Origin of the sequence: Pseudoalteromonas luteoviolacea (assembly GCF_021654285.1) — a bacterium.
Taxonomy (GTDB): Bacteria; Pseudomonadota; Gammaproteobacteria; order Enterobacterales; family Alteromonadaceae; genus Pseudoalteromonas; species Pseudoalteromonas luteoviolacea_J.
Window position 1 is genome coordinate 15089 of record NZ_JAKFZS010000004.1, and the last position, 25456, is coordinate 40544.

Here is a 25456-nt window from a genome sequence, read left to right on the forward strand (position 1 = left end):
TGAATTATGTTAGAGAGTTAGATAGCAATAAACGTATATTTGGGGCTCATGAAAGCCGGTGGTGCGATGAATATTAAAGCAAGCGCCATGTTGTGACACATGACGTTTGCTTAGAGGCGATGTTAAAGCATCGTCTTTATTTGTTTTGGAAGCGCAAGCTGCTCAATAGACAGCTCAGGCTGGACTGGTGTCATTTGTTGATTGCCACTTGGACGAGTGAGAATAAATCGTGGTGAAATCATCTGAAGCTGACTATGGTTTAAATGCATAAATTGAATGCCGCCACTTTGCGTGCTTCGGCCACCAGTTGGTTTACCAATTAGCTGAGCAAATTGGTGATCTTGCACTGTATTGGCAAACACAATAGACGATGAATAAGTGCCCGTGCCAATCAGAAGAGACGTTTTGCCATGATAGAAATTAGGTAAGTGCGTTTCCGGTTCGATTAAACGGGTGTTTTCGCCTTGCTCAATTGCACCAACGAGTTGACCAGGATCTCTGTATTTTAGTAGCACTTTTGAACGGTAAGTAGAAAAGTGGCGATACGGCTTATCAGCGATATAGCGCATAATACCTGCCATCCACATATCATCATTACCTCCACCATTGCGGCTAATATCAATAATTAAATGATTAATTTGTTTTTCTTTTATCTCAGTAAATACTGAGTCCATGTAGTTTAAAAACTGTTTGAAGTCATCCCAAGCAAACGTGTTTACCTGGAGAACTGCTGTTTTATCGTGGTAAGAAACATTAAATTCATCGGAGAACGACGATTTGGCCAGCGCGGTTGGGATGGCAGCTTTTGCACCGAGCGTTACATGTTTTGCTTTATTATTTTGCTGATATTCTATTTTAAATGATGATTGTGGACCAAAGGTCATATAATACAAACGGTTAAACTGGCTTTGTAATACATCTTTGCGAAATGCGAGTGTATCACCATGGGTATTTACAAGTAATTGCTTTAACAGTGTTTTTGCGTCTGTGCCATTAATAGACTGTATTTTTGCGCCTTGATACTTGCTACTTTGCTCGCCTAGATCGCGGGCTACGTAGAGACCGTCATCTTTAATATTCACTTCGAAAGGGAATAGTGTTACGCCTTGGGCTATCCACTGTCTCCACTGAGAAGATGAACCATGACCTACTTTTAAATGTCCATCAGCTAGCATTGAATTAAGCGGTGCTATTTTTTGCCAAAATGCCATTGCAGTCATCGGCGTGTCTAACTCGGTTTTTATTTGCGTAACGGTGTCGTAGAACTTATCTACATCCTGCACACTGTGTGATAAATCGGGATGAGTTTGGTGCAACCAGTTGAACCATTGATCAAAATCTTCGCTGGCTTGCTTAGCCGAAATGGTATGTTGTAGAGCGTGTGAAGTATTACTGCTTGCTAGTGAATTTGCCGAAAAAATACCAATACATGAAGCGGCTGTAAGCGCGCACATTATTTTTAAAACTTTCATCATTGAGGCGTTATTCCTTTTATTCTTATTAATGTCTTGTTTGACGCACCATAATCACAAAAGGTTTAAATTTATTTTAGTTATTAAAATAATGGTGTTTTAACTTTGATGATGACTGAGCATTTAAGCTGAAAACTTAGACACAGCCTTGGCCTGCAATTGTGCAACCATACCTTGTTCCCACGCATATTGGCTTTTTGAGCGCCATTCAAATCCACCCGTTTTACTCTCATTGGCGTTTGCTATTTGGTTCATCATCGATTTAAAGTCGATAATATCGGCAAAGTTTTCATTGTTTACATCATATCTGCCCCAGTATTGGCTTTTACCCGAGTCTCCTCTTTGCATTTCAAGTCCTTCGATAAAATGGGCTTTGAAATCTTGCGCGGCCTTTACCAGACTATTGTTACTGTTGAGGTGAGTCTCTATCACATCACGCTGTGCTTTAGATAATTGGCCCGTAGCAACTAGAACACCTTGCTCATTTACCGAAAATCCCCAGTCTTTATGACTCAATTCGGGTGAACCACGCAGTATTTTATCTTCTAACCCAGAGAATGCCTGAAACATACGCTGAGCCGCTTTAGGGGCATCACTATAAAGTTTATCCATAGAGGTAAAAATCGCTTCTATTACGCCTCGGTGCGATTCAAAATCTGGGGGAAGGTTTAAGCGGCCATCCGGTGTGTAATTTACTTTTTCATATTCTGAAAAGTCAGTGCTTGAGGGAGTGAATATATCATTAGCCAGTTTTTTGCTGAGCGTATCATCTGCGCTCTTAGCCACGCCTTGATGAGGTGCTTTATTCCCCAAAATCTCTGAAAGAGTTTGATTGCTGGTATATTGCATTGCTCCTTGGTTACTGCCAATCTTCATGCCATATTCCTTATTTCATTGAAGTATATTCTAATTTTATTTAATCGACTTAAAGCTTGTATAGATTGAACTGGATGCCACAGTTTATTCCTTATAATTATTTAGCAAAAGTAGGTTCTGCTTTTGCCTGTAGCTGGTCGGCTATATTGATCGTCCATTCCCACTTATTGAGCAAATAGCCACTTTTCTCTCTTTCGATCTCGTTATTACTGCCTTGTTCGATCATCTCTTTAAAATCGATGATCTGAGCAAAGTTGCCTTCGTTCACATCATATTTGCCCCAATACTGACTTGTACCGGCACTACCCCGCTCAATTTCTAGTCCTTCCAAAAAGCTGGTTTTAAAGTCTTTGGCGGCACTGACTAGCTCGTCATTGCTATTTAAAGCCTCTTCAACAAGTTGCTTGTCTGCTTGGCTCAAGTGGCCTGTAGCAACCAGTTTGCCCGTTTCATCAACTGAAAAGCCCCAGCTTTTATGCGTTAGTTGCGGGTTTTGTTCATACAAATCTGCAGACACTTTTTCATATTCTTCTGCGATCCTGTTCGCTGCGGCTGGGGTTTCGTGCAAATACAGCTTGCTGGTAGAGTTGATGGCACTTTCAAGTAAGTCTCTGTGTTTTTCGTATCTGGGGGGGAGGTCGAGTTTTCCGTTGGCCTTGTAAATTATTGCGGTGAGTTTACCGTTGTCAGACTTAGCTTGCGTCAGTTCAGCAGGGTGTGTCGGCTCTGAATTGATGAAATGTTTAGTTGGATCTACTTTGAGGCCCTTTTGACTGCTTGGGGCGATATGTCTCATTTCATCACTAATCTGATTATTTTTTGCATGCAGGCGTGGCCCCGCATTTGCAACAATTTTCATGTCATATTCCTTATTACATGATTTTATCTTTACTATATCGGTTACAGAGAGAATATATTTAACAATATTTTATAGCTATTTTAATTTAATGAGAGGAGGCCACGGATGACACACTCTGTATTCAAGATTGAAAAAGTCACATCTCGCTGTTTTTGGCACTACAAGGGCCTATTTGAGCAACAAAGCCTTTAAAAACTAAGATATCGGAATGGTGAGTGTTTTTTTCTGTTTTGGGATCTGTAGGGGATTAAAGGTGATATAAATTGAGTTTGGTACTATCAATACTTGTTTATCATCAATCTTGTTAAGTATTATTTAGAGTGATGAGGCTTTTATCCTTACGCATCTTTGTGTACTTTAGGAAATTATACATTTAGGTAGTGGTTCACATAACTGTTATTAATTAATCTAAAGTATCATATTTTAATGGTGTGGTTTTTCCTTTATATAAATAAAGTGATTTTGCATTTAAATTTGGTTTAAATCCGATGTTTTACTTTCGTATTCTTAGGTGGTTTTGAAGTTGGGTTAATTGAACTTGATGTTAATTCTTGGAAGGCAATGCTCTAATTAACCTACTTCAGTCTTTTCCCACGCAATTTTATACTGATATATTTATTCTTGGGTTTATTGCGTCAGTCATTTTATAGGAGAATAGTAAAGAGCTGCTTAATACTTTTTCTTCTAATGTATGATAATCCTGGCCAAAACCATCGTCATGAAATTGCTTCTCAAAACTGCTACTTAATTCGTTGAGCCTAAATTTACCGTAAAAGTCTTTGGCTTCTGCATTACTATTTACATCAAAATAACGAACAATATCAGCCATACCTTCATGCACTTGTTTATAAGCAGTTTTAAGCTCATCATTGGCATTTATTTGCGTTTCCAAGTTGGCACGGAGTGTGGCTGATATGTTTCCACCTACCAATTGAAGTGTACCATCTTCTTCTTGAGCAAGATCGAGCGAGCTTAAATCTATATTAGGATGTAAACTTGACTGTGTATCTTTAAACTTTTCAAACTCTTTTAGTGTTGTGGCAAAAGCCGCTTGTGTGTTGTCCTGAATTTCAAAGTTCTTAACATTATAGTCATACGCTTCTTGTTGAAATCTTTTTATTTCCTCCTCGCTTGCAACTGACGTATTTTCAATCGATGCTGGGGCTGCATTGAGCTTTTCTACAGGAGATTGTGCTTCAATGGTTGTAGCTTTCGATTTTTCTAAAGCTGCATTATTATTCACTAAATTATGTTGTGAATTTCGCAATGAATTTTTTATATCCATGAATTCCCTTTCTTATTATATTCTTACAATAGTACTTTAATATAAATCTGGTTGTTTTCAAGTTTAATTTATAATGGTTGATTTTATTTTTCCATAATATTTATCTTTGTAAAGAGGTGAAAGTGTAGCTGACATAAATGGAGTTTCCATATATGTCAGCTATACTTTAATTTGTAAATTTTAAAAAGGTTTATAAACTAAAAACCTTTGTAGTTTCGCTTGATTCAGAAATTTTGTCTTTTATTACTATACGGCCAGACTTTAAGGTCCAAGTTACAACAGGGTCGTATTGGTGTAAACGCCAGCGGCCAGATGTCCCATTTCCTACTGATCCCCAGACTACTCGCTTACCTTTTAAATAGCACTTACTTTTCCATACGGTTTGGTCTTCAGAGCGAGTGTATTTTAGGTAAATAACATCACCAGTAACGTGAGAAACTTTGACTATATCGATAGGCTTGTTAAAAATTGTTGCTATTGCTGCTTTGCAAACTCTTTGGGTTTGTTCGTCATTTAACTTCGGGATGCTGGCGTCTTCAATAGCTGGAATGATTACAGATAGCGCGAATCCAATAACTGCAATCCAAAACATAAACTTTCCCATAGTTCATTTAACCTTTAATTTAAATATTTAGTTTAAGAATGGCCAAAAAAAGTATGTTTCAAAGGACTTCTTTGAACCTCTTTGAACCATAGAAGGTATAATGAGATATTCAATCTTGGGGTTTAATTTATGAAGGACTTAAAGGCTGCCCGTTCTAAAGATATGAACTTTGTACGCTACAATATCATCAAAGCTAAAGTTTTCATTGTACAAATGAGTAATTTGGTGGCGTAGATAACAAATACCTGTTTGTAGGCTCAAAGAGCTTAAGGTTATTTATTTGAATTCAGTATGAAAAATGACTGAACTAAGCACTGTACAGATATCAAAGCGCTACAAAAGCAATAAAAATAAAATACCTTAGAAACTAAGAATGAAAATAGGGGGTATATAAGTAATTGAATAGGGAGAGGAAAGCTGGTCGGCATAGCAGGATTTGAACCTGCGACCCCTGACACCCCATAAAAATTAACTGTGTTCAAACGTGTACAATCATGGACAAGCGTGACCCATCGTGAGGTGTCCGAATAAAATCTAACTTATTGCTGTTGCTAATAATTACGCTGTAAATTATACATAGTGAAGCAACGTGATGAATCGTGAGTTAAAACCAGTTGGTGCGATAACTGTGCGATAAATTTATTAGCTATGTGTTAGGTGTGCGATAAATGGCGTCAATTAAAGCAAAATTAACAGAGTCGGTGATCAAAAATATTCCACTAGAGATCACCCGAATAACAGATACTGAGCTATCAGGTTTTTACCTCAATGTTGGCAAGCCTAACAAAGATGGGAAGCGTTCTTTAGTTTACTATTTGTATTATCGATTAGGTGGCCGAGGCTCAAAAGAAAGGCGTTTAGCATTAGGCCGTGCGCCAGCCTTGAGCGTTGTTAAAGCTCGTGAGCTAGCAAAGCAATACATTGGTGATGTATCACGCGGTATTGATGTATTTATTGAACAAAAAGAAAGAACCAAAGCGCAAAAACAAGAAGCTGAAGCGCCAACGGTACAAGAATTAGTTTCAGAGTTCTTAGAGCGCTATATCAAGGTTAATCGCAAAGACCCCATAGAAGTTGAGCGTATGTTTTATAAAGACGTGCTACCAGCGATAGGGGGCGTTAAATTAAAAGATATTACCCGTCGAGACATTTTGAGCAAAGTATTAGACCCAATAACCGACAGGGGGGCAGGCACTCAAGCCAATAAAACCCTTTCAATTCTTAAACAAATGTTCGACTTTGCAGTTGAGCGTGACCTAATGCAGGGCAACCCCATTAGCACCGCCAAGAAAAAGAACGTTGGCGGTATTGAAAAGCCGCGTACACGCGCTCTTGAATTTGAAGAGCTGATACAAGTATTCGAACGCTTGCCTAAGCTAGGCGTAAGCACGCAAGTGATCTATGCCCTTAAGTTTATCGTCTTAACTGGTTGCAGACCGATAGAAGTGACAGGCGCGCAGTGGCAAGAATTCGACTTTGATAAAATGATTTGGACTATTCCCGCCGAGCGAGTAAAGCAAAACAAAGGCGGGGAGCGAATCCATAAAGTGCCAATCACCCAAAATATGATCATTATGCTTGATGAACTGCGCGCTTCATTCAGTTATTTAGGCTCAAAGTACGTGTTCCCAAGTACCACCTGCACCACGAGCGCCGTAGGTGAGCAGCCTATTGATAGACACTCTCTTTCAAGAGCCGTAAACCGAAAGCAAAAAGAGCTAGGCGTGCCTAAATTTGTTCCCCATGACCTGCGCAGAACAATGGCAACTCGCTTAGGTGATGATGATATTGGCGCTGATCCGATAGTGGTTGAAAAGATACTCAATCACCAATTGCAGGGAATGCAAAAGGTATATAACTTGCAGGAGTATATGGGGAAGAGGCGCAGCGCATTAGTAAAGTGGAACAAACGCACAGTGAAACTGGTCAGACCTCTTAGAGGGTAGTAAGTTGTTATACTCTTACCAGTAATTATCCAATTTTTAGCTTTAATTTAGGAGGGGAAATGCAAAGATCGTCGATACGCTTACTTAATGCTAAACGTGCTTTTACCTTCTATTCTAATACATTACAGCAGAATTTGGATGTAAGAATTATCAATGAAACTGTAATGACGAAGCGCTTTGTACTGTTCAAATTGACTCATAGCAAAGACCGTCAAATGGCTATTATTGCTGAAGCTGAGTACAAAAACAATCATCTAGTTTTGTCTTTGGTCGGTGATGTTGATAAAGGTAGTCGAAAGCTTTTTAGGACTGAAGCAAAAAGAGCTTTTAATAACTTTATTAACGATAACTCAATAAGTTATAGTGGTGAAATTTATAATTCTTGTTTCGTCTAAACCTTATTGAAGTTTAGATTTTAATGCCTCAGCTAATAGAAAAATTCGAATATAAATTAGAAGATTTATCTATAACAGATATAGATGAATCCTCAACACAACTTTACCTCTCCCCAGTATATTCATTATATCAAATTGCTTTAAGTAAATGCCCTAAAGGAGAGCTTGATGAACAAATTCTCATCTGTAATTTAGTTTATGCTATGGATGAGTGGATTATTGATTCATTAGAAGATTTTAAGGATGAGCGTGATGGTGTTGTAAGCTCCAAAGAGCTAGTTCAACACCTATCAACGATAACAGGTATCCAACTGAATGAACTAAAAAGAGAAGTTATAGGTGCTGTCGGTGTTACCACTTATAATGATGGATACCTTAAAGGGGTTCAGATACGCTCCACATTCATTGATGAAAACCATCGAGGAAATAAGTTATCTGAAAAAGCTTATTCGTACTTAGCAAGTAAATTTGATCTAGTATTGTCTGATTCTAGACAAACAATCAATGCTGCTACACTTTGGCAAAATGCTTTACCTCGAGCTGCAGTAGTAACAGCTTACGATTCAATAGAGAAAAAGCAATTAGAAGTAGTTAACCCTCATGAAGAATTAAATGGGCGTTATTGGAGTATCACTCCCATGGATAAAAGTAAAAAAGATACATATATTAATGCCAAAGAGAGATATAAGTTCGGAAGTTCAATAGATATAATTGACTGTAAAATGCACATCATATTGACGATGAAATGTAAAAAGTAGACATGCTAAGCTATGGAGTAACAATTTTGGTGGCTTGCTGAGTTTAGGTGTCAATTAGAGTTTTGTCATATAAAACAGTCACGATAAATAAACTTCGGTAATCTCAGCCCTAAAATGCCCCATCTCTTGCGAAACGCTCTCTAAGGCCGTTTCATATTTATACCCCAAGCTTTTCAGCTCAACCATCCGCTCTTGAGCATAGCTATGTCTAAGACCATGCGCGCCAGTCGAAAATAACAATGCGCGGTTTGAGGCTTTAGAGAAAGAGTCTGACCATTTTTTACCGCCAGCAATATCATAGCGCTGAAGGTAGTTAATTTTTCTGTCTACTACCGTGATAGGTTGTGCTAAACGTTGTTGTTCTAGCTTATTGGCGAGTGTGGTTGGAATTAGCACATGGCGAATTAAGCCGCCTTTACCTTGCACGGTATATAGCTCGCCGCTTCGACCATGCCATTTTGAATCTAAGGCAGGGCGTTTGTCTGGGCTTCGCTCACTAGTTTTGGCAAGTGTTAGCAGCTCATGGGCGCGCAGACCTGCGGCATAGGCGATTTGTGTAGCGAGTTGATGCTTTGCTGTTTGCCGATGTGAAATAGCTCTGGCTTGATCTTTAGTGTAAGCCCGAGAACGCTTGATTTCTTCTAAACATGACTTAACTCGATAGAGTGTTGCTTTTGGCTGTAGCTTACCGTTTAGTTGCATCATAGCTTGTATTGCTTGACGCTCCATATCTAGGGCTTTTTGGCCGACAATCTCAGCTCGGTAGTCGAGATAAATTCGGGCTTGTTCAATGCTCATAGATTGGATGCCGTTTATACCAATATCCTTTGACCAGCTGGCAACCGTTTTTAGCGCCTGTTCGTAGTTTCTAGCTGTGCCTAAAGAGCGTATATGTTTTGCTTTGGTCAACCCTTTGATAACGTTTTTGGCTTGTGTGCTGGCTTTGGCAAATTTAGGCATTTTTATCGAGCCACCGCTTAACAGTCGTCCACTGCACAACGATACCTCTCATGGCAAGCCAGCGTTGTAACTCAGCTTTAGTTGCACCCGCGTCATATAGTTTACAAAGTTGAGTTCGGTACTTATCAAGTTTGGATGATTTATGACGTTTACGGGCACGTAGTTTTGTTTGCGCTTTTAATAAAGCGACTTCAATATTGGGGTTAAAAGTCATGCTTGTTCCTTGGTTGTAAGATTAACTGGCAACACAGTTGCTCAGCGGCACTAAAGCCTATTCGCCCCAGTTAAGCGCAACTGCGCAAGGCTCGGACTGATCTCGCCTAAAATAAAAACCTCAGATACGTGGAAGCGGCAGCAATGAAGCGCCGAATTTGAAAAGCGCCATAAATGTGGCGCGGCATGACATAAATATTAAAACAGTGAGGGTCCTCACTATGAGTTGTCGGCAGCTGAGCAGCGCCGTTTTTCTTCAATGCCCAAAGGGCTAAATCAAGTTTAGGTTAGCGTTAAATAAGACAGCTTTCAATCTGCGAATAAAAATCTGCGTATAAGCTCAGCAAAACCAAGCCCCCCGCTATGAAGCGAGCGATTTATCGCTTCGACATAGCGGGGGGCGTAGCCCCTTTTAAAAGAGGAGGAAATTGCTCATGATGCCTCGGTGAAAAGGGCTTGGTTTTTAGCAAATTTGCAGGCGAGGATATATGTAAGGTGTAGGCTAATTCAAAAGCCTCAAATGGTAGGTCAGGTCAAATAAAATGGTGAGTTAACTACCTTTGTAATCAGCTATTCTCCCAGCAAGTCCATCCTCTTCACAAAACAAAAAGGCAGTTGGTACGTCTAAAACTTTAGCGAGTGCTTTGACTGTTTTAAAATCAGGCGCATGAACCCCTTTTTCATACTGGTTCATTCTCGCAGAGGCTGAGAACTCGTCCATTCCTGCCAAAATACCTAACTGTTTTTGAGATAAACCTTTCCTCTTTCGAGCCTCTTTTAAGCGCTTTGGAAAGGGCGACTCGTCATTTGTTTTCATCGTAAATCAATTAACTCTTGAAAACTAAGAGTCTCTTAGCTTTAATGGTATTCTGATACTCAGGAATCCTTAGTTTTAATGTGAGAGGCTAAACTATGTTTTTAAAAGCACTGAAAGCAACCGCGTTAATAGCGCTTGAAGTCATGATCGACGATAAAAAATCAGACCAAGACCAGTTTATTGATGAACACAATGATGGGATGGGTAACGTAAACTTCTATGGTGATGAATATACGAAGCAAGAAGCACGAGAAGCCGATGATAGGGGAGAGTTTTATTATTAAGAGTTACATCTTTTTTAAGTTATAAAGAGGGCTGAAATATGGATTGGTTCAGCCCTTTAGACTACACAAAACATGCTATTCCTTTGCAAGTTCGTCGTTTTCAGCCTGTGCATTACTTGTTTTTCTTTCTCTAGACCAAGATAAGACAAGGTCTTTGGCAACTATGTGTTCTAGTTCCCCAATCTCTATGAAGTAGTTTTCACCAAGGCTAGATAAGATAATAACGTCTTTGTAGATACAAAAATCGGTTGAGCTGTTAATGGCATGTAGGTTTTGGGCTTTTAAATAGTTACATGCTTCTTTTTTAAGCGTTAGGGTTTTGACTTCAAAGTTCCCAAATCCATAAAGCTGTATTACAGCTTTGGAGATCGATGTGCTTGCATTGAAGCTGAGTAGCACTATGGAAAGGGTGCATAATGAAATAATCCCATAGAATATGAATGCTGAGATCCTATTTGGCCTCATCGCAACTATCGTATTTATACCTAGTATTGTAACAATTGCGATAATGGTCATTTCGTTTGACTGTAAATCAACAGCCCTATCTGATAATGAAGTAAGTAACAGCAGAGGGTATAATGATGCGACAATGCTTATAAATGATGCCCAGCAGTATTCTATAGCCTCAACCATTTTATTTTGACTTTTTTTAGGAACTTCCAAGAGGGAGACTGTTTTTGTAGAAATGTAAGCCATTGTGACAAATAAAATAATTCCTATTTCTAACAGGCCTTTCCAATATGGCTTCTCAACCAGAAACAAAGATGTGAACATAGTCGCTTGTGGGAATAGAAATAAACTTGCGCAAAGGGAATTTTTGTAATTTTCACTTTTGCTTTTAGAGTGTGTACTTTCTTGAATTCTTTTGCCGAAGGTTCGATACCAATACTCACCAGGTAAGATAAAAACCACAACGATAATCACAAGCATAAAGAAAGCGGTAATAGCACTTGCTCCTAAGAGCATCGACGAAGATTGAAAGTCAAAACTTGGCATGTAGCGGATATGGGCATAGTAGATAGTAAAAATCGACCCACCAAGTAGTAATATTGATGACCAAAATATGGTGCCCAAGTTGTTATAAAAGTATTCCTTTAACTTATTAATATCCATTACTTTTTCCATGTTAAGTATCGTTGCTTATTGTGGGCTAACCCCAGTTCATCAAGTCTGCGTGCAGCCCAAAAGGTTGAAATAGTTTTTGGCCAAGAGGAAGCCCTGAGTAGATTTCACCAATACTCTTGGGAAAATGACTGTAGCCAGATCGTTCTAATAACTCCCTTTCTAGATATAGGTTCGCAATATAAAGCCCCGCGAGAGACTCTAATACGTTACCGAGGTTGGCTTTGTGGAAGTGTTTTCTGCGTTCATGTTTAACGCTGTTATAGTCTGACCACCAAGAGGGAGATTTACCCTCTTCAAATGCTTTCCATGGGATGTATTTTAGCTCGAACTCAAAGGACAGCACTTCCTCCGCTATCAACCCTTGTTGATTTTCCACTATCCACTGACGATAAATATTTATATTTGCATTTTTCCCCTTTGTGGAGGGGCATATATCACATATCTCTTTGAGTACCACCTCAACTTCAGCACAAATTGCAAGATAGAGTTTGGCCAATTCTATAGAGTATGTTTTGAAATTGTCAGGGGCAAAGTGTATGTATCGAGACAAAGCGCATACATCTGATTCTAACGAGAGATAATAGCGCCAATGTAGATTTTGTTTCATGGTTTCCTTACGTAGCGCACATTTTGGGTTGAGTATCGTTAAAGTGCACTGTCTGCTTATATTTTTATCCAATTATTTAAACGGTTATCTTAAATTAGAAGACTAGTAAATTACTAGCGCAAAAGTTACTCCCAATTTCTTGATACCTCACACTCAATCATTTATATTCACAAATGCGCACGTTTGCTGCGTTACTGCGAGGGGAGTCACTTCGGTGACTGAAAACAGGCGCTTTTATAGCTGCCTTCAATACGTAAAGAGGAAAGACATTGCTGCATATGCAGCATCGTGCATACGTGCATGAATGATGCCCTTCGCTCCATTAAACGTATTGGAGGACTGTCATGTCATCATCTCAAACTATTTCAGTTAAAGACTTAGCTGACCTACTACAATTATCACCACGTACAATCCACAACCGAATTAGTGCTCAATCTAAAGCAATAGAAGCTGGTGAAAATCCAGAGAGCTACCAAGTACAGCGTTTAGCACCACCTTCAATAAAGTTGGGAAAATCACGTTTGTTCATACGGGAAACCGTTGAGCAATGGCTAGCTCGTTTTGAAGGGGTGAAGATGTAAGGAAGGCGAAAGGGGCTGCTTGACCGGCGACACCCCAACCGCACTTTGCATCTTCAAATTATATGCTTGCCTTACAAGAAAGGCCACCTTTGTCGTGGCCTGAGTATGCTATTGCCTCACCAAAAGACTTTTACGAGTTAATAGATTTTCATTCACCCAAATATGTGAGGGCACTTTTTAGTCATAACCACGAATCAGGTAAAAAGATCTTTTTATTGGGAAGCCAAAAGTCCAGCAAGGTCACAGATTTAAAAACTTTTAAAATAAAAACAACTAGATATGTTCAAGGAGTATTGAACAGTAAAAGCGAAGCGGTTAACAATTACTATAGTCCAAACGAGTTTTTTAGTTGGCCAAGAGCGATAAATTTGGCTCTTTTCAGGGCTAACTGGGTTGATATTGATGTTACTGAAAAAGTTGACGCAAGCAAGGTGCGAGAGCTTGAACATGACTTAATTGAAAAAGTTATTCAAATTTTACAAAAGAATAAGATACCACCATTTACAGGCTATGTTTGCTCGGGTTCTGGCGGGATTCATTTATATTGGATTTACGCTCCTGTTGACGCTTCTCAAGTTAATAAAGAACTGTGGAAAGCGATAGCAAACATATTAATTGAAAGTTTACAAAGCATACGCTCGTTATGGTACATCGACACGACCGCATCAAAAAGGGCTTATGGAAATCTGCGTATACCAGGATCTGTTCATGGGCGAACAGGTTTACAAGCGAGGTTTTTTGGCGGTGGCCCTAAGTACCAATTTGAAGAGCTACTAAACTATCTCAATTTGGAGTCATTAAGAGATAGCTTGAGACTAGAAAAAGAATTGAGAGTTGTTAGGTTGCCAATTGAACCTAAAAGCAATAAACCGAAACAACAAATTCAAAGGCGTTACGGTCACAACATTAAGGATTGGTGGCTCAAATGTATAAACACCCTTCAAATTCATTTTCGTAAGCAAGGCAAGGTTCCTAAAGGCAAACGTGATAAAACAGCTTTCATCCTATTTGTTGCCTTGCAACATTTAAATAAAGACACTGCTTTTGAAAAGCTGGTAAAAATAAATGATGAGCTGATAGGTTTTTCACTCGAAGAGTTAGACGGACTGACAAAAACGGCAAAAAGCACTTTCTACAAATACAAAAAAGACACACTAGCTGAATACCTAGAAGACTTACTTGACTACCGTCCTGAATACTTGTGTACGACGCCCAAAGTTAAGTTATCAAGTGACGAAATAAAGCAAAGGCAGAAAAAAGCGGCCAAAGATACGGCTACTAAGAAGAGAAATAACTCTCAAGAGAACGTGCGAGAAGCTTTTAACGAATTGATCAATGAAACAGGCAAAAAGCCAACTCAGAGGCAAGTTGCCGAGAGGGCTGGATTAGGGTTACGAACTGTGAAACGGTATTGGTTTAGCTAAGGGTAAATACCGGAATTTCCAAACCAACGAAAGGTGTAATTTATTTAAGTAAGTCTTAACTTGGTCTACCAGGAAGAGGTTAATAGTATTTAATCAAACCTGAAAGTCGCAAAGCTCCATAAGTGGACCTTGAAGCTAACTCGTTTCTGCCCCAAAGTGTTTTTAGGGCACACTAAGTAATAATAAGAACTATTTAGTCAGCAAACTGCTGTACAAATCCTACACTCCTAAAAAATTAAGTGATGGTTCCAAAAAATCTTGTTAATCGTGAGGCTCGTAATCAGAGAATCGACAAAGGTTGTTTATTTCAGCTTCAGATTAACTATTAGTGATCAAGTATTCGTGTTAAAGTTAATCAATAGGAATATCAATAAGTAGGAGGCTTTGAATGGCATTAGTTCACAATTTAACACCAGAAGATAACGCTGCTGCTGCAAGAGCTACGGCTGGAGTCGTTGCACAACGAATAGGTAACTCACTAAAAGAACGTTTTGAAGAAAATATACACAAACGAAACTGTCGTGAAACTGATTCTGACTATTCAGTTAAGATGTCTAGTAGAGCTATAGCTGCTTTTGTTATCCATTACTTAGGAAAAGCAGATGACGTTCAATCTGCTCAAGGTGTTTGCGATAGTGCTGAAGATGGTGGCATAGATGGTATATTTGTGAACCACGCAGAAAAAATAGTAGTGGTCGTACAATCTAAGTTTAACCAATCAGGAAACGCTACTTGGAATACGGCAGACTTTTTACGTTTCAAGAATGCTTGTGAACACTTACAAGAGTGTGACTTTGGGCGTTTTGATCAAATCCTACAAGCATCAGGAGCCGATATAGCTAAAGCATTAGACTCTATCGATTACAGGTTTAAATTTGTAATGGCTCATACAGGCAAACGGGGTGCTGCCGCAGAAATTTTAATTGATATGCAGCAGTGGCAAAGAGAGTTAAATGCTGCGGCTATTGTTGGTCATGATACCCCAGAGAATGACTTACCATTTCAAGTACATCTAGTCTCCGCAGAAGATCTCACTGAATGGATGCGGGTACAACACTCCAATTCAGTTGACATAGCAGATGTTGAGTTAGAAGAGTATGGAAAAATCACAGCTCCCTACACAGCATATTATGGAACAGTTGGAGGAGATCAAATCTATGAGTGGTGGCAACAGCATTCTTCAGATTTATTTACCAAAAATATTCGAAACCTTTTAGGTAAGACTGATGTGAACGAGTCTATTAGGGATACAGCTCAGAATAACCCTGATAAATTTTGGTTCTTCAATAATGGCGTTACTGTACTAGTTCGAGATGTGCAACCTTATCGACGTAATAACGATAGAGATAGAACACGAGGGCGCTTTAACTTTTCAGATGTGAGTATTATAAATGGTGCTCAAACAGTTAGTAGCATAGGGTATGTGGGAGAAAGTGACCCTACCCAACTATCTGACATAAAGGTTCAGATCAGATTTATTCATATCCCACATGGTGAAAGTGAAGACACCATAGATTTAATTACTCGGGCAAATAACCATCAGAACCGCGTGTTGGGACGCGACTTTGCATCGCAGCATGTGGAACAACTGCGTTTGAGAGATGAGTTAGCAGTTGAGCAGTATACGTATCAATTACTAAGAAGTAGCCAAGCTCCAACAGGTGACAAATTCATAGATATTGATGAGGCTCTTGATGGGTTAGCATGTCTCACAATGAACGCTACTACTTTAGCTACTTTGAAAAGCGCTCGAGGTAAGTTCTTCGAAAATCTAGAGGGGAATCAATATCGTTCTGTTTTCAATCCAACTATAAGTGGCGTTAAGTTAATTAACGTAGTAAAACATCATCGATATATTGAACGTTTGATTAAAATAAAGCTATCTGAAACAGATCAGCAAACTGCCAAAAAGCGCTATGGGATTTTGACTCATGCTAACCGCGTAATTGCCGCTATTCTGATGGAACAAGTTAATAATTTAAGGAGAGCGACTACATTGATTGAACTTGACACTGGTAGCATTGATGAGAACTTCGAAACACTGTTAAGCCAACTAGAAACCTTAATTGATACTCATTACCCTAGTGCTTACTTGGCAAGGCTCTTTAGCAACGCAACCAAGATCACAGCTACTATTGAATATATAAAAAATGGGACCATTCCTACCACTGAATAGTGTAGTTGGTAAGTGAATTTGGCCTCCTCCTAAAAGCCAGAGTGTGCTCTGGTTCATATCTCATTTTTGTCCAAAAACGGGCTAGAGTGGCCGTCCGCTTTTAGTTCAAACCACCTGTTAGGTATAGTGGCACAATCCTAAGCCAATTGCTGAAAGCATAAGGTCATATATGAGCTGCCAAGATTCATTGCCCGTCGATTACAAACTGTTTCTGAAAAGCTTTTATAAAATTCTATCGTGAGGAAGGTAACAAAGGTGCCATTAGCTGTCTTCCTATATATCCCCCCCAATCAACACCTAATTTAACCTGAAAATGAGAAAATAAATTTAGATTAATGTGGTGCGATAAATGTGCGATATAAAGTTAATAATTGAAAAAACTAAGTGCGAAAAACAAGACGAGTAATTGATATAACTTATTGAATAGGGTAAGGAAAAGTTGGTCGGCATAGCAGGATTTGAACCTGCGACCCCTGACACCCCATGACAGTGCGCTACCAAGCTGCGCTATATGCCGACTTGGTTGTCACTATAATGATTTTATTTTAAAAGGCAATAACTAATTGGTTTGTTTGGACATTAAATGATCATAAAGCAGTTTTTGCATACTGAGTGTTGTGTTTTATCCTATTAAATTAGGCCAATGAGGTGCTTTTCGCTAAGGGTTTGTCGTATTTATGATTGCGGTAACTATGGTGTATTTGTTTTAATATAATATTATTAATATATTGATTTTCCTTAATAAAATAACTTTTTCGTATGTCAAAAAGGGACGTGTTTTGTTAGCATAATTGCGAGGTTTGCAATGATGCGACCTCATACCTAGTAAAACATAAGGAAAAGTAAATGTTTAAACTCGCTCTATTGTCTGCGGCAGTATTTGCTGCAAGTTCTGTAAACGCTGTTGTTTTGGTTGAAAATACAGTCAGTCATAATGCTGTGCTGGTGCCAACAACATCCAATGAGGTGGTTGTAACTGGTGTTGTCAGCAATTTACATGCAGATCCCGGTGCAGTTTCACTGACAAAGAACTCTGACGGCTCGTTTAGCTTAAGTTATAAAGAGTGGGAGTATTTAGATGGCACGCATACCAACGAGACCATCTCAACGCTTACATTAGGGGCTGGTATCCATACTATGGCCGATGGGTCAATCTGGGAAGTGGGCGTACTTGATATGAGTACTGCCAGCCAAACGTTTGAGTTTTCTCAGCAGTATGATCAAGTACCCTATTTATTTTTAAGTCCGCAATCTGATAACAGTGGTTTTGCATACGTTGCCAGAGCCAATAATGTTAACCAGATCGGTTTTAACGCTAAAATTCAATATCAAGAATTACAAACAACTGGAAATACTCGGGTTTCACAAAAAGTTGCTTATTTGGCTGTGTACGCACCTAACAAAACGGGTCAGTTGGACTCAGGGCAAACTTACAACTTAAACCAAGCTAAAGTTAACGAGCAGACGATTAAGTTTGAAAACCATGAGCTGTTTTTACAAGAAGAACAGTCAAAAGATGCTGAGCTCACTCATATACATGAAGTGATCAACATGCTAGATATCGACGGACACCTATTTGCTCAAGATATTACGTTGCATGGCAATGACACCGCGACAATTAGAGCTAACAAACAAGTGCAACCTAATATTGGCAACAGCAGTTGTAAGGCAGTGTTAGAGAGCGATCCAAGTGCATTGTCAGGGTTTTATACATTAGATCCGGATGGTGTGGGCGGTTTGGCTGAATTTACTACTTTCTGTGATATGGAAAATCAAGGCGGTGGCTGGACATTAATGGCCATTCGTTATGTGCCGGGTAAAGAGTACAGCAGTGCAAACAATTACGCGTCACATTATACCGAGACGCAAAATATCACTTCGTTTGTGGATAATTTCCATTTGACTGATCCTCAGTGGTTCCACTTTAAAAACAATAGCCAAGAAATGATGATGACGATGCGTGATGCTGGCTATTATTCTATTGCTGATATGGATAAATTAAAGACCGCGCGTTGTATCCCATTACAAGATACACTTGGCCTAAACCATGGCATGACAGGGTATAGCGTATTCAGACTATTCTGGGATGAAATAGAAGGCTGTGATGGTAAGGGCTCTGATTATTCTATGCTGAACTATGCTGATATCTATAACTACAGCGGTGGTTTCTTCAAAAGCGGTAATGTGACGAGTAAAATCACTAACGGCACAACATACATCTTTGTAAGATAAAATATAAAGGGAGCTTTCCATTAGGCAGCTCCCTGATTGTCATTAGGTGTTTTCAAGCCTAAAACTTGGTCACGAGCCACTTATCATTGCGACTAAAGTACAAGGTGCGTACCTTGCCTTTGCCTTCCACGTTGACCATATTGATCTGTGCAGGCCAAAGGTCTCTCAGTGAGCCGTTATACATTTTTAAGCCTTGTACTTCCTTGGGTAGAGTTGTTTCTTGATAAACCCAAAAAAACTTACCTTCAACTTCAAAACCTACATTGGTTAATTCGACTGACTGGTCATTCAGTGCTTTCAACTGAAAGTGCTTCGCGACGTAATCTGCAAATTGCTGTTGGGTTGCTTTTGAATTAAGGATATCGGCTTTTTTATCAAATAAAGACTGGACCGCATGCTCAGTATCGTGCAGATAAAAGCGATGCATGATCTCTAATTGGTCTGAGTTCTTATTGAATAAAACCGTGGTTTCAGCTGCTTTTTGTTGATGTGCAAAAACCACCGCGCTGAGCAATAAAGCCAATGTAATAATAAAAGTATGCAGGTAGTTAGTCATTACTTACTTCCTTTTTATCATTTTTAAGCTCTGTTTTGATATCTTGCATGATGTCGCGTTTGACCTTGTTTTTACTCTTGGCTTTTTTATACGCTTCAACACGAGAAGGAATGATACGGCGTGGATAGTGGTTGTTTTCTACATCCACATCGGCCGTTTCCCAACCTGGGTCGACAACTACGTTGGTCAGTACTTTATCTTTGTCGGTGACGATTAGCTTGCGAACGTGCTTAGGCGTTCTGCGCCAGATCTCAGCAGGGATATATTGGCTCTCTTTACTGCCATCTTCATAGGTTAGCTCGAGTAAAATCGGCATCACTAAACCGCCAATATTCGAAAACTCCAGTACATAATAGTTTTTGTCTTCTTCTAGTGCGCGGGCAAGTGTTTTACGCTCCCAAGGCTTAAGAGATTCCAAGAACTCTTTGTACTCGTTGCGCTCTTTATTGGTGACGGTGAATCTGTCATTGTCATCATAAAAGTCTTTAATATCTGGGTTGAGCTCTACCCACAACTTTTTGCCTTCGGCTTTGTTGCGTTCAACAAATAATGAAGAAGGCTTATCTTGTTCAAACTGACGCTGACGCGAAAAATCGATGTCAGGATCATAAGTATCTAAGCGCATCTGATAAACTTTATCGATGGAGATATCGACATGATCGGTGGAGTAGAACCAACCGCGCCAGAACCAGTCTAGGTCAACACCTGAGGCTTCTTCCATGGTACGGAAAAAGTCAGATGGGGTAGGGCGTTTAAATCGCCACCGCTCTGAGAACTCTTTAAATGCAAAATCAAACAGCTCACGACCGAGGATCACTTCACGCAAAATGTTCAATGCGGCAGCGGGCTTAGTGTAGGCATTGGGGCCTAAATTCAAGACGCTATCAGATTGCGTCATGATTGGTACCTGATTTTCAGATTTCATGTAGCCGACAATGTCTCTTGGCTCAACACCCCAAGGAATGTTTGGATCCCATTCGCGCCCTGCTACGCCATCTAAAAAGCTGTTTAAGCCCTCATCCATCCATGTCCACTGGCGCTCATCAGAGTTAACTATCATCGGAAAATAAATATGCCCGACCTCATGGATCACTACGCCAATTAAAAAGCGTTTTTCTGCTTGAGAATAGGTACGTGTCCCATCGTCTTGCAGCTCGGTGCGTGGACCATTGAAGGTGATCATGGGGTATTCCATGCCGCCGACAGGGCCATTGACTGATTGTGCAGTTGGGTAGGGGTAATCGAAAGAAAAGCGTGAATAGACTTCCATGGTGTGGATCACAGACTCAGTTGAGTACTTTTTCCACAGGTCGCCGCCTTCTTTTGGGTAGAAAGACATGGCCATAACCAATGGCATCTCTTCACCGCCTTGCTGGTAGCCGCGTGCATCCCACATGAATTTACGCGATGACGCCCATGCGAAATCACGGACGTTTTCTGCTTTAAACTTCCAAGTTTTACGCTTGTTTGTGCCCGCTTTTTCGTTTTCAAGCGCTTCTTCTTCGGTAACGATAAAGACTGGGCGTTTGGCCGTTTTGGCAGCTTTTAAACGATTACGCTGGGTTTTGCTTAACACGTCTTTTGGGTTGGTTAATACACCCGTGGCACTGACAATATGGTCGGCAGGCACATCGATTTCAACTTCATAATCGCCGAACTCTAATGTGAATTCACCACGGCCCAAAAACTCTTTGTTAGTCCATGCTTCATAGTCTGTGTAAGCATGGAGTCTTGGGAACCACTGCGCTAACAAGAATATATCGTTACCGCCTGGACGCTGATCATCAGCAAAGTGCTCATATCCTGAGCGGGCAGATACAGCGTCTTCTTCTACGATGTTAAATGCAAAATCAATGGCAAATTTAACCGAGTCACCTGATTTCAGTGGCTTAGGTAAGTCTATTCGCATTTGTGTGCCGACGATGGTAAAGCTGAGTTTCTTGCCACGATGATCCGTGACTGCGCTTATTTCATAGCCTAGTTCATTGTCCGTCATAAACTGTTGGCGTCTGAGCTCACCTAAGCTGATTTTTGCTGGCTTATTTTCATCACCGTGCTCGGTGTAAGGGCCTCGGCGACCAACGCCACCAAAGTTGTTTGCCATATTGGCAATGGAGTCATCTTTAAAGATATTCTGATCGAGCTGCACCCAAAGGTACTTTAAACGATAAGGGGAGTTGTTGTGGTAGGTGATTTTTTCATGACCTGTCAATCGACGTTTTTGCTCATCAAGTGAGACTTTGATCTTATAATCTACCTTTTGTTGCCAGTATTGTTGCCCTGGCTCCCCCGCAGCATTGCGATACACGTTTGGTGTTGGCAACACTTCGTCTAATTGTCGGAACTTGTCTTCAAAGTTCCCTTTCGTTTGATTTATTGCGGATGCATTGGTAACGCTTGAAAATACCAGTGTTGCAAATGCGGCAATGAGTATTGATGTGTTTGTTTTCATTTTATTTTCTTTCTTTGATTCGCTTATTAAAGCTGTTTTACAGCTGGTTTTTATGGATGCTTGTAACCTCCTCCTTTGTTTAAAGTTTTGTTGAAATTAATCTAATAAATTATTGTCAGTAAGTGTTTATTGATGGGCTACTAAACAAGTAAGAAGAGTAGCTTCAAGATCTGGGCTTAGGTTTTCACCAATGATCTCAATGCGGCTTTCAATACATTCGTCTAGTTCTATTTCTGTCGTGCCATCGGCTGTTTTGTTGTAGCCAAAAATGCCATCCATGGTGATAAACACCGCCTTTAAACGTTCCGCGTCGACACTTGTGACAAATACTCTCAGCTTATCTCGGTCAAATACTTGCTCGGGGGCAAAACGCCAGCCGACACTGACAAAGCCTTCCCCTTCATTTTGAGCTTTTAGGAAGCCATCTTCAGGGAAAGGCTCTGCGTTAATGTCTCTTGCGGGATCGGCATCATGGTGATGGTGGTGATGACAAGGCGGTTTTGCGTTATTGATTGTTTTTCCGCTAAGCCACTGGGGGTTGAGTTGTCCGTGTGAGCAAAACTCTAATTGCTTACTATCAAACCCTTTTTCGGCCAAAAATAGCTCAAGCTGTGTTTTTTGAGTGCCTTGATATAAATCTAGCTTATTGCCAACCACGACATCAGCGATGGCGATTTGCTGATTAAATGTGGCATGCTCTGTGTAGCGGGTATCAGTAAGATTTCGTGCATCGACTAGGGTGATGACTTTTTCAAGGCTAAGTAGTTGCTGGTAATATTGATTTGATAATAATTGCAGTACTTCTAAGGGATGTCCAAGCCCTGTGGGTTCAATGAGTAAGCGGTGCGGCTTAGCTTCACTGAGTAGTTGATTGAGTGCAATTTGCATTGGCAAGCCAGATGCGCAGCACATACACCCACCGGGTACTTCGCGAATATATACTTGTTCGTCTTTTTTGCCGCTGAGTAAATTACCATCAATGCCAATCTCACCAAACTCATTGACTAAGATAGCCCATCTTTCATCCTCAGGCTTTTGCGCAAGTAGGTGCTTAATTGCGGAGGTCTTACCAACCCCTAAAAAGCCGGTGATGATGTTAGTTGGAATAGCCGAGATCGGCTGATTATCACTTTGCATTACATACTCCAATTTTTCACACTTGTGTGACGGTTGCCGCGCATTATATTTGAAATGTTATACTATAACAATTGTTGTCTTTCTAAGAATGGTGTTCATCCTGTTGTTAATGGTCTCTTAATATAAGTTAGTGGATTTAATGGCTTTGAATGGCAAGGAGAACAAAAAAACGGCAGATTAACTGCCGCTTTTTTAGATTAAGGTGAGTGGTAATTTACTTGCGCCAAATACCTTTAGGAAGCGTTTTTGCTATTTCAGGTCGGCTGCTTGGGTCAAACTTAGGTGTTTTACCTTCTTTAAGCTGGGCTTTGTAGTCTTTGGCAAGCCAGATCACAATACCCGACAACATGAATAATGCAGCAACGTTCACAATGGCCATCATACCCATTGAGATGTCAGCCAGTGTCCAAATCAGGCCAAGTTCACCAACAGCACCAAACATTACCATGCCTAATACGCACAGACGGAATACCATCATGGCAGTCTTGTTTTCTTGCAAGAACATTAGGTTAGTCTCAGCGTAGCTGTAGTTCGCAACGATCGATGTGAATGCGAAGAAGAAAATAGCAATGGCTATGAAGATTGCACCCCATTGACCAACGTGTTCTACAAGGGCGGCCTGTGTTAATGCAATACCGGTAACACCTGATTCAGGCACCAGCTGGTTTGATAATAAAACCAGGGCTGCAGTTGCACTACAGATCACAATGGTATCGACAAATACACCAAGCATTTGTACGTAGCCTTGTGATGCTGGGTGATTTGGATTGGGTGTTGCACTTGCAGCAGCATTGGCGGCGCTACCCATACCGGCTTCGTTAGAGAATAAGCCGCGTTTAATACCTTGGATCATCGCCTGCATAACGGCATAGCCTACTGCACCGCCAGCTGCTTGTTCCAAACCGAATGCGCTGTTAATCACCTGCATGAACACATCTGGTAGTAGCTCAACGTTGCTGAAACACACGTACAGGGCAACTAACAGATAAGCTAATGCCATGAATGGTACAACGAGCTCTGCAAAGCGTGCGATGGTTTTCAGACCACCAAAAATGATGAACGCAGAACCAATAACAAGCACAATGCCCATTACATATTTAGGTACATCAAATGCCACTTCAAATGCTGCCGCAATGGAATTTGATTGTACTGCATTGAATACTAGGCCAAAAGCAAGGATAAGACAGAGTGAGAATAATATCCCCATCCAGCGCTTGTTCAAACCATACTGCATGTAATAAGCTGGCCCGCCTCGGTAGTTACCATCTTCATCTTTTACTTTATAAAGCTGAGCGAGTGCGCTTTCTGCGAAACTGGTAGCCATACCAATTAAGGCGATAAGCCACATCCAGAAAATAGCACCTGCACCACCTAAATAAAGGGCGACCGCCACACCGGCCATATTACCAGTGCCCACACGTGCTGCGAGTGAGGTACAAAATGCCTGAAATGAAGAGATACCTTCACCGGCGCCGCTTCGGCTATTGGCCATGACTTTGACCATATGCGGGAATTGAGCAAATTGAATAAACCCAAGTCGGATTGTAAAGAAAACACCGGCTGCGATCAGGAGGTATATAAGAATATGTCCCCACAACAGGCCGCTGATTTGATTAAAAAACTCAGCCATCGGATATCCTTTAATTTAAGGTAACGAATAATTTTGAGCGCGTAACTTACCACAACTTGGCATCTATACGAAATTACTGCGTCGAATTCAATTGTACAGTATTGTTTGCATAGCTTGTGTTTACAAAGCTTAGGCGTCAATTCATCTTATGAAATTAAGCTTTGCCAAGAGAGGTTGTCTAAATCAGGTAAAAAGTTCAGAGACTGTAATTTGTCGTGCCAATTCATTACTAAATAAGAGATATCGTCAAAGTAAGGCATTGCGAAATATAGGCACATAGCTGTTATCCCTAGTTGGGATATAGAAGTTAAAGGGTATCTTAAATCAATGAGTTTCATCGCTGTGCCAAAGGAAGCTTTGAGCTCTTTGTTGTCTATATCGACGCTGTAACACTCATCTAGGATTAAATGCGTCATTGCACCGACAAACACAAATAAACAGCAAAGTGCAGTGATGTGTAAGCTCATACCAAGCAAAATGGTGCCATGAAATGTGAGCAAGCAAAACATAATGACCGCCGAGATTGAGTGTAACGTGGCGCGATGCACTGTGAAGTGCTCAAAAATAGGCTTAATCACATACATAAAGCCAGCATAGATCAGTGCGCCAATGAGCCAGGTCTCGATGACAGAGTTAAATTGATAATTCAGCAGTAAAATTCCCGCTACCAAAATGGCAAAAATACTAAACAGACTATTGAGCGATTTGGACTTATCTGAATCGAGATCAGGTAATAACCCAGCTAATGCGCCAACAATAAATAACCCAAGCGCTTGAAAGCCATTTACCTCTGCGATGCTCAATAGCAATGAACTGAGCGTTGCACTGACAATGGTGGACGCTTTTAAATGTGTAGAGAAATTCGCCATAGCACTTCCAAGTAGCTGAATAAATTAAATAATGCTGGATTAATACACTTGGTTGCTAGTGTACATGAAAAACCAAGACGCGCACATTGCTAGATGTTAAGCCCGTTATTTATGGAGAATAAGCGTAGCTGTAATATGGTGTAATGTTCTTTATTTAACCAGTTGGCTAGCCTTAGACAGTTAACACGATAAACGAAT

General features: G+C 40.3%; 23 protein-coding genes and 1 tRNA gene. 8 read left to right on the plus strand and 16 right to left on the minus strand.

All coding sequences use genetic code 11. From position 1 onward, the window contains the following. Positions 1-122: 122 nt before the first annotated feature. The 5 genes from L1077_RS04240 to L1077_RS04260 form a co-directional block, all read right to left on the minus strand. Positions 123-1475 (minus strand): S41 family peptidase, encoded by a 1353-nt coding sequence (locus L1077_RS04240; protein WP_237135726.1) that lies wholly within the window; start codon positions 1473-1475, stop codon positions 123-125. A 120-nt stretch (positions 1476-1595) separates the two neighbouring features. After that, positions 1596-2348, minus strand: coding sequence for a hypothetical protein (locus tag L1077_RS04245; RefSeq protein ID WP_237135727.1), 753 nt, complete (start codon positions 2346-2348; stop codon positions 1596-1598). A gap of 97 nt (positions 2349-2445) precedes the next feature. Continuing rightward, a complete protein-coding gene (locus tag L1077_RS04250; protein WP_237135728.1) occupies positions 2446-3207 on the minus strand; it encodes a hypothetical protein in 762 nt (253 codons plus the stop codon). Between the two features lie 601 nt (positions 3208-3808). Continuing rightward, entirely contained in the window at positions 3809-4492 is a 684-nt protein-coding gene (locus L1077_RS04255) for a hypothetical protein (protein ID WP_237135729.1), read from the minus strand. Positions 4493-4682: 190 nt separating this feature from the next. Then, entirely contained in the window at positions 4683-5084 is a 402-nt protein-coding gene (locus L1077_RS04260) for a hypothetical protein (protein ID WP_237135730.1), read from the minus strand. 680 nt (positions 5085-5764) lie between these two features. Between L1077_RS04260 and L1077_RS04265 the strand changes: the two genes are divergently transcribed. The 3 genes from L1077_RS04265 to L1077_RS04275 are packed head-to-tail and all read left to right on the plus strand — an operon-like array spanning position 5765 to position 8195. Continuing rightward, complete coding sequence (locus tag L1077_RS04265; RefSeq protein ID WP_237135731.1) at positions 5765-7042, plus strand: tyrosine-type recombinase/integrase; 1278 nt, start codon at positions 5765-5767, stop codon at positions 7040-7042. A gap of 59 nt (positions 7043-7101) precedes the next feature. After that, on the plus strand, positions 7102-7437 hold the full coding sequence (locus tag L1077_RS04270; protein WP_237135732.1) for a hypothetical protein: 336 nt from the start codon (positions 7102-7104) through the stop codon (positions 7435-7437). Positions 7438-7460: 23 nt separating this feature from the next. Further along, positions 7461-8195 carry a hypothetical protein gene (locus L1077_RS04275; protein WP_237135733.1) on the plus strand — a complete coding sequence of 245 codons (735 nt, stop codon included), beginning with the start codon at positions 7461-7463 and terminating at the stop codon, positions 8193-8195. 78 nt (positions 8196-8273) lie between these two features. Here the strand turns inward: L1077_RS04275 and L1077_RS04280 are convergent, their stop codons facing one another. From L1077_RS04280 to L1077_RS04290, 3 genes are all read right to left on the minus strand, one after another. Then, positions 8274-9155, minus strand: coding sequence for a site-specific integrase (locus L1077_RS04280; protein WP_237135734.1), 882 nt, complete (start codon positions 9153-9155; stop codon positions 8274-8276). Next, entirely contained in the window at positions 9148-9369 is a 222-nt protein-coding gene (locus L1077_RS04285) for a hypothetical protein (protein ID WP_039609359.1), read from the minus strand. The genes L1077_RS04280 and L1077_RS04285 overlap by 8 nt, the downstream gene beginning before the upstream one ends. A 549-nt stretch (positions 9370-9918) precedes the next feature. Continuing rightward, entirely contained in the window at positions 9919-10185 is a 267-nt protein-coding gene (locus L1077_RS04290) for a helix-turn-helix domain-containing protein (RefSeq protein WP_039609358.1), read from the minus strand. 95 nt (positions 10186-10280) lie between these two features. On the opposite strand from L1077_RS04290, the gene L1077_RS04295 reads away from it, so the two are divergent. Continuing rightward, positions 10281-10469, plus strand: coding sequence for a hypothetical protein (locus tag L1077_RS04295; protein WP_237135735.1), 189 nt, complete (start codon positions 10281-10283; stop codon positions 10467-10469). A gap of 75 nt (positions 10470-10544) precedes the next feature. Here L1077_RS04295 and L1077_RS04300 read toward each other — a convergent pair whose 3' ends face one another. Further along, complete coding sequence (locus L1077_RS04300; protein ID WP_237135736.1) at positions 10545-11582, minus strand: hypothetical protein; 1038 nt, start codon at positions 11580-11582, stop codon at positions 10545-10547. Positions 11583-11619: 37 nt separating this feature from the next. Then, positions 11620-12201: a hypothetical protein gene (locus L1077_RS04305; protein WP_237135737.1), complete on the minus strand. Its 582-nt coding sequence runs from the start codon at positions 12199-12201 to the stop codon at positions 11620-11622. Between the two features lie 344 nt (positions 12202-12545). On the opposite strand from L1077_RS04305, the gene L1077_RS04310 reads away from it, so the two are divergent. From L1077_RS04310 to L1077_RS04320, 3 genes are all read left to right on the plus strand, one after another. After that, on the plus strand, positions 12546-12782 hold the full coding sequence (locus L1077_RS04310) for a helix-turn-helix domain-containing protein (RefSeq protein WP_039609355.1): 237 nt from the start codon (positions 12546-12548) through the stop codon (positions 12780-12782). Positions 12783-12844: 62 nt separating this feature from the next. Beyond that, positions 12845-14206, plus strand: a complete 1362-nt coding sequence (locus tag L1077_RS04315; protein ID WP_237135738.1) for a hypothetical protein — start codon at positions 12845-12847, stop codon at positions 14204-14206. A gap of 388 nt (positions 14207-14594) precedes the next feature. Further along, a complete protein-coding gene (locus L1077_RS04320; protein WP_237135739.1) occupies positions 14595-16382 on the plus strand; it encodes an AIPR family protein in 1788 nt (595 codons plus the stop codon). 440 nt (positions 16383-16822) lie between these two features. On the opposite strand, the gene L1077_RS04325 is transcribed toward L1077_RS04320, so the two are convergent. After that, positions 16823-16899: transfer RNA gene (locus tag L1077_RS04325), tRNA-Pro, on the minus strand. A 329-nt stretch (positions 16900-17228) separates the two neighbouring features. Here L1077_RS04325 and L1077_RS04330 point away from each other — a divergent pair. After that, positions 17229-18614, plus strand: a complete 1386-nt coding sequence (locus tag L1077_RS04330) for a fibrinogen-like YCDxxxxGGGW domain-containing protein (protein ID WP_237135740.1) — start codon at positions 17229-17231, stop codon at positions 18612-18614. 58 nt (positions 18615-18672) lie between these two features. Here L1077_RS04330 and L1077_RS04335 read toward each other — a convergent pair whose 3' ends face one another. The 5 genes from L1077_RS04335 to L1077_RS04355 all read right to left on the minus strand — a co-directional run bounded on the left by L1077_RS04335 (position 18673) and on the right by L1077_RS04355 (position 25258). Next, positions 18673-19158 (minus strand): DUF6702 family protein, encoded by a 486-nt coding sequence (locus L1077_RS04335; RefSeq protein ID WP_237135915.1) that lies wholly within the window; start codon positions 19156-19158, stop codon positions 18673-18675. Between the two features lie 4 nt (positions 19159-19162). Further along, positions 19163-21622, minus strand: coding sequence for a M1 family metallopeptidase (locus L1077_RS04340; RefSeq protein WP_237135741.1), 2460 nt, complete (start codon positions 21620-21622; stop codon positions 19163-19165). A gap of 126 nt (positions 21623-21748) precedes the next feature. Then, positions 21749-22759, minus strand: a complete 1011-nt coding sequence (locus L1077_RS04345; protein WP_237135742.1) for a CobW family GTP-binding protein — start codon at positions 22757-22759, stop codon at positions 21749-21751. Positions 22760-22973: 214 nt separating this feature from the next. Further along, positions 22974-24389, minus strand: coding sequence for an alanine/glycine:cation symporter family protein (locus tag L1077_RS04350; protein WP_237135743.1), 1416 nt, complete (start codon positions 24387-24389; stop codon positions 22974-22976). Positions 24390-24535: 146 nt separating this feature from the next. Continuing rightward, positions 24536-25258 (minus strand): metal-dependent hydrolase, encoded by a 723-nt coding sequence (locus L1077_RS04355; protein ID WP_063362089.1) that lies wholly within the window; start codon positions 25256-25258, stop codon positions 24536-24538. Between the last annotated feature and the right edge of the window lie 198 nt (positions 25259-25456).

Coding starts and splice junctions, on each gene's coding strand:
- L1077_RS04240 (WP_237135726.1), bottom strand. CDS start 1,475: ATGATGAAAGTTTTAAAAATAATGTGCGCGCTTACAGCCGCTTCATGT.
- L1077_RS04245 (WP_237135727.1), bottom strand. CDS start 2,348: ATGAAGATTGGCAGTAACCAAGGAGCAATGCAATATACCAGCAATCAA.
- L1077_RS04250 (WP_237135728.1), bottom strand. CDS start 3,207: ATGAAAATTGTTGCAAATGCGGGGCCACGCCTGCATGCAAAAAATAAT.
- L1077_RS04255 (WP_237135729.1), bottom strand. CDS start 4,492: ATGGATATAAAAAATTCATTGCGAAATTCACAACATAATTTAGTGAAT.
- L1077_RS04260 (WP_237135730.1), bottom strand. CDS start 5,084: ATGTTTTGGATTGCAGTTATTGGATTCGCGCTATCTGTAATCATTCCA.
- L1077_RS04265 (WP_237135731.1), top strand. CDS start 5,765: ATGGCGTCAATTAAAGCAAAATTAACAGAGTCGGTGATCAAAAATATT.
- L1077_RS04270 (WP_237135732.1), top strand. CDS start 7,102: ATGCAAAGATCGTCGATACGCTTACTTAATGCTAAACGTGCTTTTACC.
- L1077_RS04275 (WP_237135733.1), top strand. CDS start 7,461: ATGCCTCAGCTAATAGAAAAATTCGAATATAAATTAGAAGATTTATCT.
- L1077_RS04280 (WP_237135734.1), bottom strand. CDS start 9,155: ATGCCTAAATTTGCCAAAGCCAGCACACAAGCCAAAAACGTTATCAAA.
- L1077_RS04285 (WP_039609359.1), bottom strand. CDS start 9,369: ATGACTTTTAACCCCAATATTGAAGTCGCTTTATTAAAAGCGCAAACA.
- L1077_RS04290 (WP_039609358.1), bottom strand. CDS start 10,185: ATGAAAACAAATGACGAGTCGCCCTTTCCAAAGCGCTTAAAAGAGGCT.
- L1077_RS04295 (WP_237135735.1), top strand. CDS start 10,281: ATGTTTTTAAAAGCACTGAAAGCAACCGCGTTAATAGCGCTTGAAGTC.
- L1077_RS04300 (WP_237135736.1), bottom strand. CDS start 11,582: ATGGATATTAATAAGTTAAAGGAATACTTTTATAACAACTTGGGCACC.
- L1077_RS04305 (WP_237135737.1), bottom strand. CDS start 12,201: ATGAAACAAAATCTACATTGGCGCTATTATCTCTCGTTAGAATCAGAT.
- L1077_RS04310 (WP_039609355.1), top strand. CDS start 12,546: ATGTCATCATCTCAAACTATTTCAGTTAAAGACTTAGCTGACCTACTA.
- L1077_RS04315 (WP_237135738.1), top strand. CDS start 12,845: ATGCTTGCCTTACAAGAAAGGCCACCTTTGTCGTGGCCTGAGTATGCT.
- L1077_RS04320 (WP_237135739.1), top strand. CDS start 14,595: ATGGCATTAGTTCACAATTTAACACCAGAAGATAACGCTGCTGCTGCA.
- L1077_RS04330 (WP_237135740.1), top strand. CDS start 17,229: ATGTTTAAACTCGCTCTATTGTCTGCGGCAGTATTTGCTGCAAGTTCT.
- L1077_RS04340 (WP_237135741.1), bottom strand. CDS start 21,622: ATGAAAACAAACACATCAATACTCATTGCCGCATTTGCAACACTGGTA.
- L1077_RS04345 (WP_237135742.1), bottom strand. CDS start 22,759: ATGCAAAGTGATAATCAGCCGATCTCGGCTATTCCAACTAACATCATC.
- L1077_RS04350 (WP_237135743.1), bottom strand. CDS start 24,389: ATGGCTGAGTTTTTTAATCAAATCAGCGGCCTGTTGTGGGGACATATT.
- L1077_RS04355 (WP_063362089.1), bottom strand. CDS start 25,258: ATGGCGAATTTCTCTACACATTTAAAAGCGTCCACCATTGTCAGTGCA.